At 67.9% G+C, this 13,807-nt stretch carries 9 protein-coding genes; 7 read left to right on the forward strand and 2 right to left on the reverse strand.

Annotation, left to right across the window (positions count from 1 at the left end):
* Window positions 1-14: 14 nt before the first annotated feature.
* Window positions 15-821 carry an SDR family oxidoreductase gene (locus AC1DKQ_RS16295; RefSeq protein ID WP_476919583.1) on the forward strand — a complete coding sequence of 269 codons (807 nt, stop codon included), beginning with the start codon at window positions 15-17 and terminating at the stop codon, window positions 819-821.
* A gap of 203 nt (window positions 822-1,024) precedes the next feature.
* Entirely contained in the window at window positions 1,025-2,095 is a 1,071-nt protein-coding gene (locus tag AC1DKQ_RS16300) for a glycerophosphodiester phosphodiesterase (protein WP_476885129.1), read from the forward strand.
* Here AC1DKQ_RS16300 and AC1DKQ_RS16305 read toward each other — a convergent pair.
* Window positions 2,092-3,114 (reverse strand): endonuclease/exonuclease/phosphatase family protein, encoded by a 1,023-nt coding sequence (locus AC1DKQ_RS16305; RefSeq protein WP_476885130.1) that lies wholly within the window; start codon window positions 3,112-3,114, stop codon window positions 2,092-2,094. The two genes, AC1DKQ_RS16300 and AC1DKQ_RS16305, sit on opposite strands and share 4 nt — an antisense overlap.
* A 447-nt stretch (window positions 3,115-3,561) precedes the next feature.
* Between AC1DKQ_RS16305 and ileS the strand changes: the two genes are divergently transcribed.
* The 4 genes from ileS (at window position 3,562) to ndk (ending at window position 9,249) form a co-directional block, all read left to right on the forward strand.
* Window positions 3,562-6,906 (forward strand): isoleucine--tRNA ligase, encoded by a 3,345-nt coding sequence (gene ileS / locus AC1DKQ_RS16310; RefSeq protein WP_476885131.1) that lies wholly within the window; start codon window positions 3,562-3,564, stop codon window positions 6,904-6,906.
* 3 nt (window positions 6,907-6,909) lie between these two features.
* A complete protein-coding gene (locus AC1DKQ_RS16315; protein WP_476919584.1) occupies window positions 6,910-8,268 on the forward strand; it encodes a bifunctional folylpolyglutamate synthase/dihydrofolate synthase in 1,359 nt (452 codons plus the stop codon).
* A gap of 3 nt (window positions 8,269-8,271) precedes the next feature.
* Entirely contained in the window at window positions 8,272-8,727 is a 456-nt protein-coding gene (locus AC1DKQ_RS16320; protein WP_476885133.1) for a DUF4233 domain-containing protein, read from the forward strand.
* Between the two features lie 108 nt (window positions 8,728-8,835).
* Window positions 8,836-9,249: a nucleoside-diphosphate kinase gene (gene ndk, locus AC1DKQ_RS16325; RefSeq protein WP_476885134.1), complete on the forward strand. Its 414-nt coding sequence runs from the start codon at window positions 8,836-8,838 to the stop codon at window positions 9,247-9,249.
* A 110-nt stretch (window positions 9,250-9,359) separates the two neighbouring features.
* Here ndk and AC1DKQ_RS16330 read toward each other — a convergent pair whose 3' ends face one another.
* On the reverse strand, window positions 9,360-10,031 hold the full coding sequence (locus tag AC1DKQ_RS16330) for a vitamin K epoxide reductase family protein (protein ID WP_476885135.1): 672 nt from the start codon (window positions 10,029-10,031) through the stop codon (window positions 9,360-9,362).
* A gap of 474 nt (window positions 10,032-10,505) precedes the next feature.
* Here AC1DKQ_RS16330 and AC1DKQ_RS16335 point away from each other — a divergent pair, with 474 nt between their 5' ends.
* Complete coding sequence (locus AC1DKQ_RS16335; protein WP_476885136.1) at window positions 10,506-13,778, forward strand: Rne/Rng family ribonuclease; 3,273 nt, start codon at window positions 10,506-10,508, stop codon at window positions 13,776-13,778.
* Window positions 13,779-13,807 lie beyond the last annotated feature (29 nt).

A 13,807-nucleotide genomic window follows, 5' to 3' on the forward strand; every position in this document is an offset into this window, starting at 1 on the left:
GTTAGGGTGGTGCCATGACTGAGGGAATCCACAACGCAGGAACTGCAAATACAGCGGCAGCAGCCGAATCAAAAACAGCCAAAGCAGCAGTAGTCACCGGCGCCAGCACGGGGATCGGCGAGGCCACGGTGCGTGCACTGCGCAAAGAAGGCTGGACCGTGTTCGCCGTCGCCCGCCGTGCAGACCGGCTCGAAGCGCTCGCTGCCGAAACCGGCGCCGTCGCCCTTCCCGCCGACGTGACCGACGACGCCGATGTGGCACGGCTGCTCGACGAGGTGACCCGGGCCGGCGGCATCGACACGCTGATCAACATCGCCGGCGGCGCCCGCGGCGCCGACAAGGTTGCCGGGGCCAAGACCGAGGACTGGGAATGGATGTTCCAGGTCAACGTACTGGGCAGCATGAAGCTGATCCGCGCGTTCCTGCCCATGCTGCGTGCCGGCGGCGAGGGCACCGTGCTGAACCTGACCTCCACCGCCGGGCTCTCGGCCTACGAGGGCGGCGGCGGCTACAACGCGGCCAAGTTCGCCCAGCACGCCCTGACCGGCGCCCTGCGGCTCGAAGAGGCAGAACACAACCTCCGCGTGATCGAGGTAGCCCCCGGCCTGGTGCAGACCGAGGAGTTCGCGCTGAACCGCCTCGGCGACCAGGACGCGGCGGCCAAGGTGTACCAGGGAGTCGAGAAGCCGCTGACGGCCGCCGACGTCGCCGATGTGGTCCGCTACGCCGTCGTGGCGCCGCACCACATCAACCTGGACCAGATCGTGATCCGCCCGGTAGCGCAGGCGGCCAACTACAAGCTGATCCGCAAGAGCCAGTAAGGCCCGGACCCGGGCTAAGGGCTCTGGGCTCCGGTCCAGGCCTTGTCCAGGGCCAGGGCCAGGCACGACGGCGGGCGTCCGGCGGCGACGCCGGACGTTCACCGTGGCGTGGCGCGGTGGTCAGGCTGCGCTGGTCCGGCGTTCGCCGCGGCGGGGCAAGGTGGCCCGTGCAACTGCACACCACCAGAGTGGAGAACTTTCCCATGCGAACCCCGACGAAGCTCGGCGCTGCCGTACTCAGCGCAGCCCTGCTCCTCGCAGCCCCAATCCAGGCAAACGCAGCCCAGGCAAACGCGGCCGACACCAACACCAACGCCAACGGCCAGAAAAACCACTTCGATCTCCAGGCACACCGCGGCGGCATCGGTTTGACCGTCGAGTCAACGCTGGCTTCCTTCGCCAAGGGGATCGAGACCGGCGTCTCCACCCTCGAACTTGACCTCCAGATCACCAAGGACGGCCGCGAGGTCATCACCCACGACCGCAAGATCAGCGGCCAGAAGTGCCTGGACACAGCTCCAGTCACGCCGAACGACCCCGAGTTCCCCTACGTCGGCAAGTACGTCAAGGACCTGACGTTCGCGCAGGTCCGCAGCCTGGACTGCGGCAGCCTCACGCTGCCCCAATTCCCGGGCCAGGCGGCCTCGCCGGGCGCAAAGATGCCCACACTGGCCGAGGTCTTCGCGTTGGCGGACTCGCACCGCGCCCGCCAGGTGAAGTTCAACATCGAAACCAAGGTGGAGGCAGGCGCGCCGCAGGAAACCGCGCCGCGCGAGCAGTTCGTCGACGTCGCACTCCGCGAAATCAAGGCCGCCCACATGCAGAGCCGAGTCTCGATTGAGAGCTTCGATTGGGGTTCACTGCGCCTGGTTCAACAGCGCGATCCCCAGATCCGCACCGTGGCACTGACCAACAAGGACTTCCTCCAGGCAGGCCAGCCCGGCAAGTCGCCGTGGCTGGGCGGAATCGACGCCGATGACTTCGGCGGTGACCTGGTCGCCGCAGCATCCTCCCTTGGCTTCGACGCCATCTCTCCGGTGCACGGCACGCCGCAGAACGGCGCCGTCACGGATCCGGACTATGTTCCCTACGTCACCGCCGACATGGTCCGCCGTGCCCATGCGGCAGGCATGCAGGTCATTCCGTGGACCGTCGATGACAAGCCCACCATGCGCGCGCTCATCGGAGCCGGAGTGGATGGACTGATCACGGATTACCCGGACCGGCTCCGGGATGTGATGGCCGAGTCCGGCATGAAACTGCCGCGCAGCTAGTCCTCCGCCGGCACGGACAGCGTGGCCAGCACTGCCGCATGGTCCGATGCCGCCACCGGCAGCACGGAATAGTCTCGGCTGGGCACCTGCGGGCCCGTCACGATGTGGTCGATCACCACGCCCGGCAGCGGCGGGCCCGCCATGGGCCACGTTGGAACCAGCCGGGCCAGACCCGCGGCCCCGGCGTCGACGAGGGGACCGCCGGATCCGGTTCCGCCTGTTCCTGCCCCGGCGGACCCCTCCAGCATCTGGCGGAACTCGGCGTGGTCGAGGGTGGCGTTGAAGTCGCCCAGCATGAGCACGTTGCCGGGACGGGCGGCCAGGCGGCCCAGGGTGGCCAGTTCGCTCCGCCACTGCCCGGCCCGGCCCCACACCGGAGCCTTGGTGTGCACGTTGGTCACGGTGAGGGAGGCCGGCCGGCCGCCGGCGTCGAGCTCCACCTGCACCGTGGGCATGTGGAAGGCGGAACCGTCTACGGAGTCCACGGGAACGAGCGGGCGGGAAGAGTACACGGCTCCGCCGCCCGCGCCATCCCTCGAGCGGCTGATCCGGTGCGGAAGCAGCCCGCCCAGCCCCTCCGCGTCCAGCCGTCTTTCCAGGGCCGGCGAGAGTTCCTGGACGGCAAGGAGGCCGACGCCGTTGTCGCGGACCAGCCGGACCACTTCCGCGGCATCCGCCTGGCCCTTCCAGGCGTTGAGGGTCATGACCTTCAGTTCGGCCGCCGGCCGCTGTGTGTCCTGTTCCTGCCCCTGCAACGGATCCGCTAGCCGGCCCAGAAACCGGTCCGCCACGCGGTCCGGCGGGAACAGCCAGAGCAGCTGGAGGGCCAGCAGGGCACCGGCCGGGAGGGCCGCCCAGGGACGCCGTGCCGGCAGCGCCAGCACCAGCGCCGCTCCGGCGGGGACCACGAGCCAGGGAGTGAACGCCACCAGCTGGACAACCGGGGCCGGCCACGGCGCCGGGACCGCCCGGAACACGGACACCACCGCCACGGGCAGCGCGCAGAGGGCAGAGGACAAGTGCCAACGGCGGCTTGAGCTGCCGCTCATCACGGGTCGGCCCGAAGCAGCCGGGGGACGGTCATGGCAGAAGTCTATGCAGTCGGGCCGCCTGCGTCGCCCCTGCTGGCGGAGTTTGCCGCGCTGTGAAACGCCGTAAATTCTCCGGTACCATCGAACTAGCAGCTTTGACCCGGCCATCACCGGTGAGCTTCCGGAAGAACACCCCGCATGCGGTGGAGACTCAGTCGCCACCGGGCGTGCCCGGGCCAGTAGAACCGGACGGGTAAGCCCGTCACAGCAGTAATGAGCGGCCGACGCCGGCGCAGACCCTTTCTCGGAAGGGTGGGAACCGGTGGCGGTAAGTGAGGTGGTACCGCGGAGCCGGTGTTGTCGAAAGACAGCGCAGGGGCCGTCCTCGCATCCTGAATGAATACACGTGTTCACCGCTCAACCCAGGATGTCGAGATGACTTACTACCCCAAGGCCTCCGCCGCACCAGCAGGCGCCGGTTCCACCAACTCTGCGTCCAACGCCGCAGGCGTATCCGCCTCCGTGAAGTTCCCGGAGATCGAAGAGCGCATCCTCAAGTACTGGGGCCAGGACGGCACCTTCCAGGCCAGCATCGACCAGCGGGATGCCGGCAAAGACGGCAGCAACGAATTCGTTTTCTACGACGGCCCGCCCTTCGCCAATGGCCTGCCGCACTACGGCCACCTCCTGACCGGCTACGCCAAAGACCTCGTGGGCCGCTACCAGACCCAGCGCGGGCGCCGGGTGGAGCGTCGCTTCGGCTGGGACACGCACGGCCTTCCCGCCGAGCTCGAAGCCATGAAGCAGCTGGGCATGACGGACAAGACCCAGATCGAGGCCATGGGCATCGACAAGTTCAACGACGCCTGCCGCGCCTCCGTCATGAAGTACGCCGACGAGTGGAAGAGCTACGTCACCCGCCAGGCGCGCTGGGTGGACTTCGAGAACGACTACAAGACGCTCAACGTCGAGTACATGGAGTCCGTGCTGTGGGCCTTCAAGCAGCTGCACGAAAAAGGCCTGACCTACAACGGCTACCGTGTCCTGCCGTACTGCTGGAAGGACGAAACGCCGCTGTCCAACCATGAGCTCCGCATGGACGACGACGTCTACAAGAACCGCCAGGACCAGACCGTCACGGTCACCTTCCCCATCACGGCAGGGGAGTCAGAGCTGTCCAGGCAGCTCGCAGGGGTGCAGGCGCTCGCCTGGACCACCACGCCGTGGACGCTGCCCACCAACCTGGCGCTCGCCGTCGGGCCCGCCATCACCTACGTGGTCCTCCCGGCCGGCCCTCACGGGATCAAGGCCGCGTCGGCCGAGGCCCCCGTCACGGGCAGTTTTCTGCTCGCCGCTGACCTCCTGGGCGCCTACGCCAAGGACCTCGGGTACGGCGACGGGGCTGAGGGCGCCGCCGCCGCGGAGGCCGCCATCACCTCCCGCCACACCGGCGCCGAGCTCGATGGCCTGAGCTACGAACCGCTCTGGGACTACTTCCACGACGCCGAAAAGTACGGCACTGAGAACGCCTGGCGTTTCCTCGAAGCCGACTACGTCACCACCACCGACGGCACCGGCATCGTCCACCAGGCCCCGGCCTACGGCGAAGACGACCAGAAAATCTGTGAAGAAGCCGGCATCCCGGTGGTCCTCTCGGTCGACGAGGGCGCAAAGTTCCTGCCGCTCTTTGGCCACGGCGACCTCGCAGAAATCGCCGGACTGCAGGTTTTCGAGGCCAACAAGCCCATCACCCAGGTGCTCCGCGCCCAGGGCCGCCTGGTCCGCCAGGCCAGCTACGAGCACAGCTACCCGCACTGCTGGCGCTGCCGTAACCCGCTGATCTACCGCGCCGTGTCCTCCTGGTACGTCGAGGTCACCAAGTTCAAGGACCGCATGTCCGAGCTCAACCAGGAGATCAACTGGATCCCTGGCAACGTCAAGGACGGCCAGTTCGGCAAGTGGCTCGCCAATGCCCGCGACTGGTCCATCAGCCGGAACCGCTACTGGGGCAGCCCCATCCCGGTCTGGCAGTCCACGGACCCGGACTACCCGCGCACCGACGTCTACGGCTCCCTGGCCGAGATCGAGGCCGATTTCGGCCGCCTGCCGCTGAACAACGACGGCCAGGTGGACCTGCACCGGCCGTTCATCGATGAGCTCACGCGCCCGAACCCGGATGACCCCCGCACCCCGGAAGCGGGCCAGTCCGTCATGCGCCGGGTGGAGGACGTCCTGGACGTCTGGTTCGACTCCGGTTCCATGCCGTACGGCCAGGTGCACTACCCGTTCCAGAACGAGGAATGGTTCGACACCCACAACCCGGCGGACTTCATCGTCGAGTACATCGGCCAGACCCGCGGCTGGTTCTACATGCTGCACATCCTCTCTACGGCGCTGTTCGACCGCCCGGCCTTCCGCAACGTCATCAGCCACGGCATCGTGCTGGGCTCGGACGGGCAGAAGATGTCCAAGAGCCTGCAGAACTACCCGGACGTCTCCGAGGTCTTGGACCGTGATGGCTCCGACGCCATGCGCTGGTTCCTCATGTCCAGCCCCATCCTCCGCGGCGGCAACCTCGTGGTCACCGAACAGGGAATCCGCGACGGCGTCCGCCAAGTCATCTTGCCGCTGTGGAACGTGTACAGCTTCTTCACGCTGTACACGAACGCTGCCGATGGCGGGAACGGGTATGACGCGAAGCTGCGCTACGACGGCTACGCCGACACCCTGGACCAGTACCTGATGGCCAACACCGGGGACCTCGTCCGGAACATGACCGCCCAGCTGGACAGCTATGACATCTCCGGCGCCTGCGACGAGCTCCGCAGCTACCTGGACATGCTCACCAACTGGTACGTCCGCCGCAGCCGCCAGCGCTTCTTCGACGAGAACGTTGACGCCTTCGACGCGCTCTACACCGCGCTGGAAACCGTCACCCGCGTGGCCGCGTCCCTGCTGCCGCTGGTCTCCGAGGAAATCTGGCGCGGCCTCACAGGCGGGCGCTCCGTGCACCTTGCCGACTGGCCGGACGCCGGACTCTTCCCGGCCAACCCCGGACTGGTCGAGGCGATGGACCGCGTGCAGCAGATCTGCTCCACCGGCTCCTCGTTGCGCAAGGCCGCGAACCTGCGCGTGCGCCTGCCGCTGCAGGAGCTCACGGTCGTGGCACCCGGCGCGGACGCGCTGGGAGGCTTCGCCGCCGTCGTCGCCGATGAACTGAACCTTCGCTCGGTCCGCCTGCTCGACGCCGAGGCCGCCTCCCCTGAGGAGTTCGGCATCGAGCAGAAGCTCGTGGTCAACGCCCGGGCCGCCGGCCCGCGGCTGGGCAAGAACGTCCAGCAGGCCATCAAGGGCTCCAAGTCCGGGGACTGGTCGGTCAACGACGCCGGAGTGGTCACTGCCGGCGGCCTCGAACTCGAGCCGCAGGAATACACCCTGGAAACCGTCGTAGCCGAAGCCGCAGAGGGTGAGGGATCCCGCGCCGCGGCCGTCCTGCCCGGCGGCGGGTTCGTGGTCCTCAACACCGAGGTCACCCCCGAACTGGAGGCCGAGGGAATGGCGCGCGACATGGTCCGCGCCATCCAGCAGGCCCGCAAGGACGCCGGACTCAATGTCAGCGACCGGATCAGCACCTCCGTCACGGCCAAGCCGGACGTCGTCGAGGCCCTGCTGGCCAACGCGGAGCTGGTCAAGACCGAAACCCTGACCATCGAGCTGGAAACCTTGGCGGCCGACGTCAAGGAACCACAGGTCAGTGTCGCTAAGAAAGTTGGAGCCTAAGCCATGACCGACGAATTCTCCGTAGAGAGCGTCTACGCCGAGCTGCTGGGCCGGGCCCCGGAAAACAAGATGGAGCCCCGGCTCGCGCCGCTGCACCGTGCCATGGAAATCTTGGGGGAGCCGAACAAGGCCTTCCCGATCATCCACGTCACGGGCACCAACGGCAAGACGTCCACGGCCCGGATGATCGAGGCCGGACTGCGCGCCCACGGCCTGAGCACCGGCCGGTACACGAGCCCGCACCTGTCCAAGGTCACCGAACGGATCAGCATCGACGGCGCCCCGGTGCCGGATGAGACCTTCGTCCGGATCTGGGACGAAATCCGGCCCTACCTGCAGATCGTGGACGGCGAACTCGAAGAAACGGGCCAGCCCCGGCTAACCTACTTCGAGTGCCTGACCATCCTGGGCTTCGCGGTCTTCGCCGACCAGCCGGTCAATGTCGCGGTCATGGAAGTGGGCCTGGGCGGCATCACCGACGCCACGAACGTGGGCGATGGCCAGGTGGCCGTGATCACCCCGATTTCCCTGGACCACACCGAACTGCTGGGCGACACCACGGGGGACATCGCCTACGAGAAGGCCGGCATCATCAAGCCCGGCGGCTTCCTCATCAGCGCGGCGCAGCCCGTCGACGCGGCCCAGGTCCTGCTGGAGAAGGCCAAGGAGGTCGGCGTGCCGTTCCGCTTCGAGGGCGTGGAGTTCGGCGTCGAATCCCGCACCGTCGCGGTGGGCGGCCAGATGGTCACCATCCAGGGCATCGCCGGCCGCTACGAGGACCTGCTGGTGCCGCTGCACGGCGCGCACCAGGCCGAGAACGCCGCCGTCGCGATTGCCGCGCTGGAAGCATTCTTCGGCGGGGAAAAGGCGATCGACGCCGAAATCCTGCAGGAGGCCTTCGCCTCCGTCACCTCCCCAGGGCGGCTCGAGGTGGTCCGCACCGCGCCGACCATCATTGTGGACGCGGCCCACAACCCGGAAGGCATCCGGGTCTCCGCCGAGGCGATCCACGAGGCCTTCAACTTCACCAAGCTGGTAGTGGTGGTGGGGGTGCTGCGGGAAAAGGACGCCGAGGAAATCCTGCGCCAGCTCAAGGAATCCCTGGGCGGACTGGCCACCGAATACTGCTTCACCGAGTCCAACTCGCCCCGCGCCGTCCCGGCCGAGGACCTGGCCGAGACCGCCCTTGACCTCGGCTTCGGTGAGGACAACATCCACGTCGCCGCAAAGCTCGACGACGCCCTTGAATGGGCCGTGGAACGCGCCGAGGCCGATGACGAGCTCGCCGGCGGGGTCCTGGTGACCGGTTCCATCACGCTCGTTGCGGACGCCCGGATCCTGCTCGGAAAGGCGGACGCGTAAGCAATGGCGAAACTCACCAAAGCCCAGCGCGAGTGGCGCCCGGGCATGCCCAAGAAGCGGCGTTCCACGAAGGTCATGTTCGCCTCCACGGTCCTGTTGCTGGAGGCCTTCGTGGTGCTCTTCGGGACACTGGCCGTCTTTGGCCTGCACCGGAACGAATATCCTGCGGGCCTGGTCTTCGCGGTGGGGATCGGCCTGTGCCTGGTCTACGTGTTCACCTGCGCGGTCCTCTCGAAGCCGTGGGGAGTGGCCCTGGGCTGGGTCCTGCAGCTCGTCCTGATCCTGGGCGGCCTCGTGGAACCTGCCATGTACCTCGTCGGCGCGCTCTTCGCCGTGGCCTGGTGGTACGGGATCCGCACCGGCATCCGGATTGACCAGGAAGCCGCGCAGCGGGAGCGCGAGCAGGCTGACTGGGATGCGGCCCACCCCCAGGGACCCGCACCCACAAACGGCGCCTGAACCTGCGCCGAAACCTGAGCCTGAATTTGCGCCTGTACCTGCGCCAGGCGCGTTAGCCCGCACCCCGTAGACTTGACCCGAACCCCACCCCAACACATTGGAGCAGCTGTGAGCATTGAGCGCACCCTCGTCCTGATCAAGCCCGACGGCGTCGCCCGCAACCTGTCCGGCGCCATCTTGAGCCGGATCGAAGCCAAGGGCTACACCCTGGCCGAGCTCAAGAAGGTCCATGCCAACCGCGAGCTGCTGGAGCAGCACTACGAGGAGCACGTCGGCAAGCCGTTCTACGAGCCGCTGGTTGAGTTCATGCTCAGCGGCCCGGTGGTCGCCGCGATCTTCGAGGGCCACCGAGTGATTGAGGGCTTCCGTATCCTCGCCGGCACCACGGACCCCACGACGGCGGCGCCCGGCACCATCCGCGGCGACTTCGGCCGTGACTGGGGCCTGAAGGTGCAGCAGAACCTGGTCCACGGCTCGGATTCGGTGGAATCGGCCGAGCGCGAGATCAAGATCTGGTTCTAGGGGAACCCCTGACGCGGACCTCACCATGTGAGAGACCGAGACGACAGAAAAGGCCAATGAACGCGAGCGAACATTGGCCTTTTCTGTCGTCTCGCGGCGTTTTGGAGCGCTTAGTAGCCGGAGGTCCCGATGAAAACCTGGATGAAGGCGAAGAAGATGGTCGCGATGACGGCGATGTACAGCAGTGCCGTGAGGATCCAGCCGGAGTCGCCGATGATCTTGGTGGGACCGGCGGGCAGCGCGATCACACCGTGGGAGATGTTGCGGACGCTCACCCAGACGAACAACGGGATCATCACGGCCCAGACGATCATGCAGAACGGGCAGAGGATGTGGATGGCGTACAGGGCCTGGGACCAGAGCCAGACCACGAACGCGAAGCCCAGCGTCACCCCTGCCTGAAGCCCCAGCCAGTACCACCGGGCGAATTTCGCGCCCGCCAGGATACCCATGGCTGTGGTGATGATCACCGCGAAGGCGACGATCCCGATGAACATGTTGGGGAAGCCGAACACGGAACTCTGCGGCGTCTGCATGACCTGGCCGCAGGAGATCCACGGGTTCACGTCGCAGACCGTGACGTGGTTGGGGTCCTTGAGGACCTCCAGCTTCTCCAGCACCAGGGCCCCGGAAGCGAGCCAGCCAATGACGCCGGTGATCAGGAGGAGCCAGGCGAACGGGCGGTCGCGGGTCATCGTGGGAAGGGACCGGTCCGCGGGAGCCGGGCCGGAACCCGGTTGGTGTACGGTCGCGTCGCCGGCAGTGCTGGAGATGCTGGGCATGGAATATGAGTCCTTTTGATCGTGTGCTTCTGGCCCCGATTGTAACGCCGCAGGCTGGGCGGCGCCGCAGAACAGCCCCTGCCCGTGCCCGCCCTGCCGCACCTGTTGCGCTCCGGGGCCCCGCCTACGCCAGCTTTGGCGGCTCCTGTGAGACAATGATCGTGGCTGGAACCCGATCCACATCCGGATTCCGGTCCGGCGATTTTGTTTCAAGACCGCCAATGATGAGCAGGGAGCTGCGGATCCTCTGATTCCAGCTGTCCCGCAATGCCATTGGACGGCACCTGGTTGTGGCATGTAGGTCAACGGGTTCCAAAACAATCTCGCCGGCCCTCCAGGGCTGCCGCACCCCACTGCCGGTGCGAACCTGAGGGTATCCAATTGACTTCTGTCAATGCCTGCGGGTGTTGACGCATATTTGCCCCAACGGGCGCCGAATGTGGCGGCGCATCAGGGGCAGGAGTGTCGCCACATATGGATAATGACCAGGTTGTAGCCGGTAACGAAGAACTAGTCGCCGGGGAAGCAGTAACTGCGGAAGCAGAGGCTCCGGTAGCGCCGAAGAGGGCCGTCCGGACGCGCCGGAAGGCGCCCGTCGCAAAGGTTAACGCTGCGGCCGCCGCGGAGGCTGTGGCTGAAGCCGCGGCCCTGGCGGACGCAGCCGGCTCGGACGAGCCCGTCGCCGGCCGCCGCAAAGCAGCCGGCGTTAAAACCGCCCCCGAAGCAGCTGTACCCGAAACTGCGGCGCCCGACGCCGCCGAAACGCCGGCAAAGGCGCCCGCTCGGCGCACCCGTGCCCGCAAGGCTGTTGCCGCGCCGGAACCGCTCCCTGCCTTCGCCGGAGAGCCCGAAGCCAACGCCTCCGCCGCGGCAGAGGCTCCCGAGGCAGCCGCTGCTTCCGACGAAGCCGCCGTCACAGAGACGGTCGCCGAGAAGCCGGTCCGCCGCCGCGCCAGCCGCGCCAAGGCCGCTCCGAAAGCCGAGGACGTACCCGCAGTAGCCGTCCCGGCCGAGCAGGCCGAACCGGAGGAAGCCGCTGCAGCCCAGCCCGTGGACGCGCCCGCCGCGGACGCCCAGCCCGCCCAGGCCCGGATCGAAGAAGCCCAGCCCGAAGAGCCCGAAGCCCGGCCCGAGGACAGCCCGGCCGCCTCGCTGTTCATGGAACCCGGTGCCCTCACTTCCGTGATCTTCCAGGCCCCCGACCTCAGCACCGTGGTGCGTTCGGTCCCCGTTGCCGCCGCAGCAGCAGCGGAGCCTGCGGAAGAAGAAGGCGACGAGGACGAGGACGCCGGAAACCGCCGTCGGCGCCGCAGCCGCGGCCGTCGCGGGCGTACGCGCACGTCCGCCGATTCCGACACCGAGACCGAAGGCATTGCCGAGGGCTCTGAGGAAGAGGGCGACGAACGCTCCGAAGGCACCCTTGAAGACGGCGTGACCTCGCGCCGCCGCCGTCGCCGTCGCCGCGGTGACCAGGACCTGGAACTGACCGGCGGGGAAGGCGACGACCCGCCCAACACGGTGACCCGCGTCCGGGCGCCCCGGGCCATGGCCGAGGCGCCGGTCAACAACCGCGTCACGTCCGTCAAGGGCTCCACCCGCCTGGAAGCCAAGAAGCAGCGCCGCCGCGAATCCCGCGACACCGGCCGCCGCCGCACCGTCATCACCGAGGCCGAGTTCCTGGCCCGCCGCGAGTCCGTGGACCGCCAGATGATCGTCCGCCAGCGCGACGACAGAATCCAGATCGGTGTCCTCGAAGACGGCGTCCTGGCCGAGCACTTCGTGTCCAAGACCCAGCAGGATTCCCTGATCGGCAACGTCTACCTGGGCAAGGTCCAGAACGTGCTGCCCTCCATGGAAGCCGCATTCGTGGACATCGGCCGCGGCCGCAACGCCGTGCTCTACGCCGGCGAAGTGAACTGGGAGTCCGTCAACCTCGAGGGCAAGCAGCGCCGGATCGAGAACGCGCTGAAGTCCGGCGATTCCGTGCTGGTCCAGGTCACCAAGGACCCGGTCGGCCACAAGGGCGCCCGCCTCACCAGCCAGATCTCGCTGCCCGGCCGCTACCTCGTGTACGTGCCCGGCGGTTCCATGACCGGCATCTCCCGCAAGCTGCCCGACGTCGAACGCAACCGCCTCAAGCGCATCCTCAAGGACCGCCTGCCCGAGGACGCGGGCGTCATTGTCCGCACCGCGGCCGAGGGTGCCTCCGAGGAAGAGCTGACGCACGACATCAACCGCCTCCGCGCACAGTGGGAGGGCATCGAGAGCCAGTCGACGTCCACCAAGATCCTCGCTCCCGAGCTGCTCTACGGCGAACCTGACCTGACCATCAAGGTGGTCCGCGACGTCTTCAACGAGGACTTCTCCAAGCTGATCGTCTCCGGCGAGGAAGCCTGGGACACCATCGAGGCCTACGTCACCTACGTGGCACCGGACCTCGTGGGCCGGCTCGAGAAGTGGACCAAGGATACGGACATCTTCGCTGCCTGGCGCATCGACGAGCAGATCCACAAGGCCCTGGACCGGAAGGTCTTCCTGCCCTCCGGCGGCTCCCTCGTGATCGACCGCACCGAAGCCATGACCGTGGTGGACGTCAACACCGGCAAGTTCACCGGCTCCGGCGGCAACCTCGAGGAAACCGTCACCAAGAACAACCTGGAAGCCGCCGAGGAAGTGGTCCGGCAGCTGCGCCTGCGCGACATTGGCGGCATCATCGTGATCGACTTCATCGACATGGTGCTCGAATCCAACCGCGACCTCGTGCTGCGCCGCATGGTGGAGTGCCTGGGCCGGGACCGGACCAAGCACCAGGTGGCCGAGGTGACCTCGCTGGGCCTCGTGCAGATGACCCGCAAGCGGATGGGCACCGGGCTGCTGGAGGTCTTTGGCGAACAGTGCGAAACCTGCGCGGGCCGCGGCATCGTCACGCACGACGAGCCCGTGGAACACCGCCGCGCCAACACGGTTGCCGCGGAGCACTACGTGCCGCGCACCGAGGCTCAGCCGGTTGCCCGTACGGAGCGCAAGAGCCGTCGCCGCGGCAGGGGAGCCCAGGGCCCGGAGACCGCTCCGGCCACGCCCGCCGCCGTCCACGCCGAGCCCACCGAGGCCGAACGCCACGCCAAGGCTGAAGCCACCCGTGCCGCTCTGGCGAACATCGCCGCCGCTGCGCACGCCGCGCATCTGCACGACGGTGAGGCAGCCGCTGCCAGCGACGCCGGGGCCCGCCAGGCCGCCGTCGACGCCGTCACACAGCTTGCTGCCGCGGAAGAGGCAGCCGGACGCCCCGCGACCGTGCTGACGTTCGGCGGCGAACAGGTGGCCCTGCCCTTCGTCGAGCACGCCGAGGACGCGCCGGAACCGGCCCTGACCCTGGACCTGCTGACCGAGGCCTTCGCCAACCTGGGCGACGCCGAGGCCGGCAAGCAGGCCGCTAGGCAGGACGAGTTGCAGGCCCCGGCCACCGAAGCACCCGAGGCGCCCGCAACCGTGCGCGCTGCGGAGGCTCCGGCTTCACGGGCAGCGGACACCACCACCCGTGGCCGTCGCGGGCGCCGCAACCGGAGCGCCAGCCGCGCCCAGGGCGCTGCGAACGAGACCTCCGTGGAGCACCGCGAGGCCACACGGCCTGCAGCGGCAGGATCTGTTCACGAGGCCAAGGCACCCGCAGCGGCCAGGCCGGCCTCCGTCCCGGCCGGTAACGAGCCGATCATCCTCGGCGTCGGCGTACCGGCGTCGGAGCTCTAGTCCTCCGCGACTCATCGCTTCCCCGGCCG

The organism is Arthrobacter sp. 05L421, assembly GCF_056397785.1.

What these genes read in the sequence shown, in the direction of transcription:
- AC1DKQ_RS16335 (WP_476885136.1), top strand. Translation starts at nt 10,506, where the DNA reads ATGGATAATGACCAGGTTGTAGCCGGTAACGAAGAACTAGTCGCCGGG.
- AC1DKQ_RS16300 (WP_476885129.1), top strand. Translation starts at nt 1,025, where the DNA reads ATGCGAACCCCGACGAAGCTCGGCGCTGCCGTACTCAGCGCAGCCCTG.
- AC1DKQ_RS16315 (WP_476919584.1), top strand. Translation starts at nt 6,910, where the DNA reads ATGACCGACGAATTCTCCGTAGAGAGCGTCTACGCCGAGCTGCTGGGC.
- AC1DKQ_RS16320 (WP_476885133.1), top strand. Translation starts at nt 8,272, where the DNA reads ATGGCGAAACTCACCAAAGCCCAGCGCGAGTGGCGCCCGGGCATGCCC.
- AC1DKQ_RS16295 (WP_476919583.1), top strand. Translation starts at nt 15, where the DNA reads ATGACTGAGGGAATCCACAACGCAGGAACTGCAAATACAGCGGCAGCA.
- AC1DKQ_RS16330 (WP_476885135.1), bottom strand. Translation starts at nt 10,031, where the DNA reads ATGCCCAGCATCTCCAGCACTGCCGGCGACGCGACCGTACACCAACCG.
- ileS (WP_476885131.1), top strand. Translation starts at nt 3,562, where the DNA reads ATGACTTACTACCCCAAGGCCTCCGCCGCACCAGCAGGCGCCGGTTCC.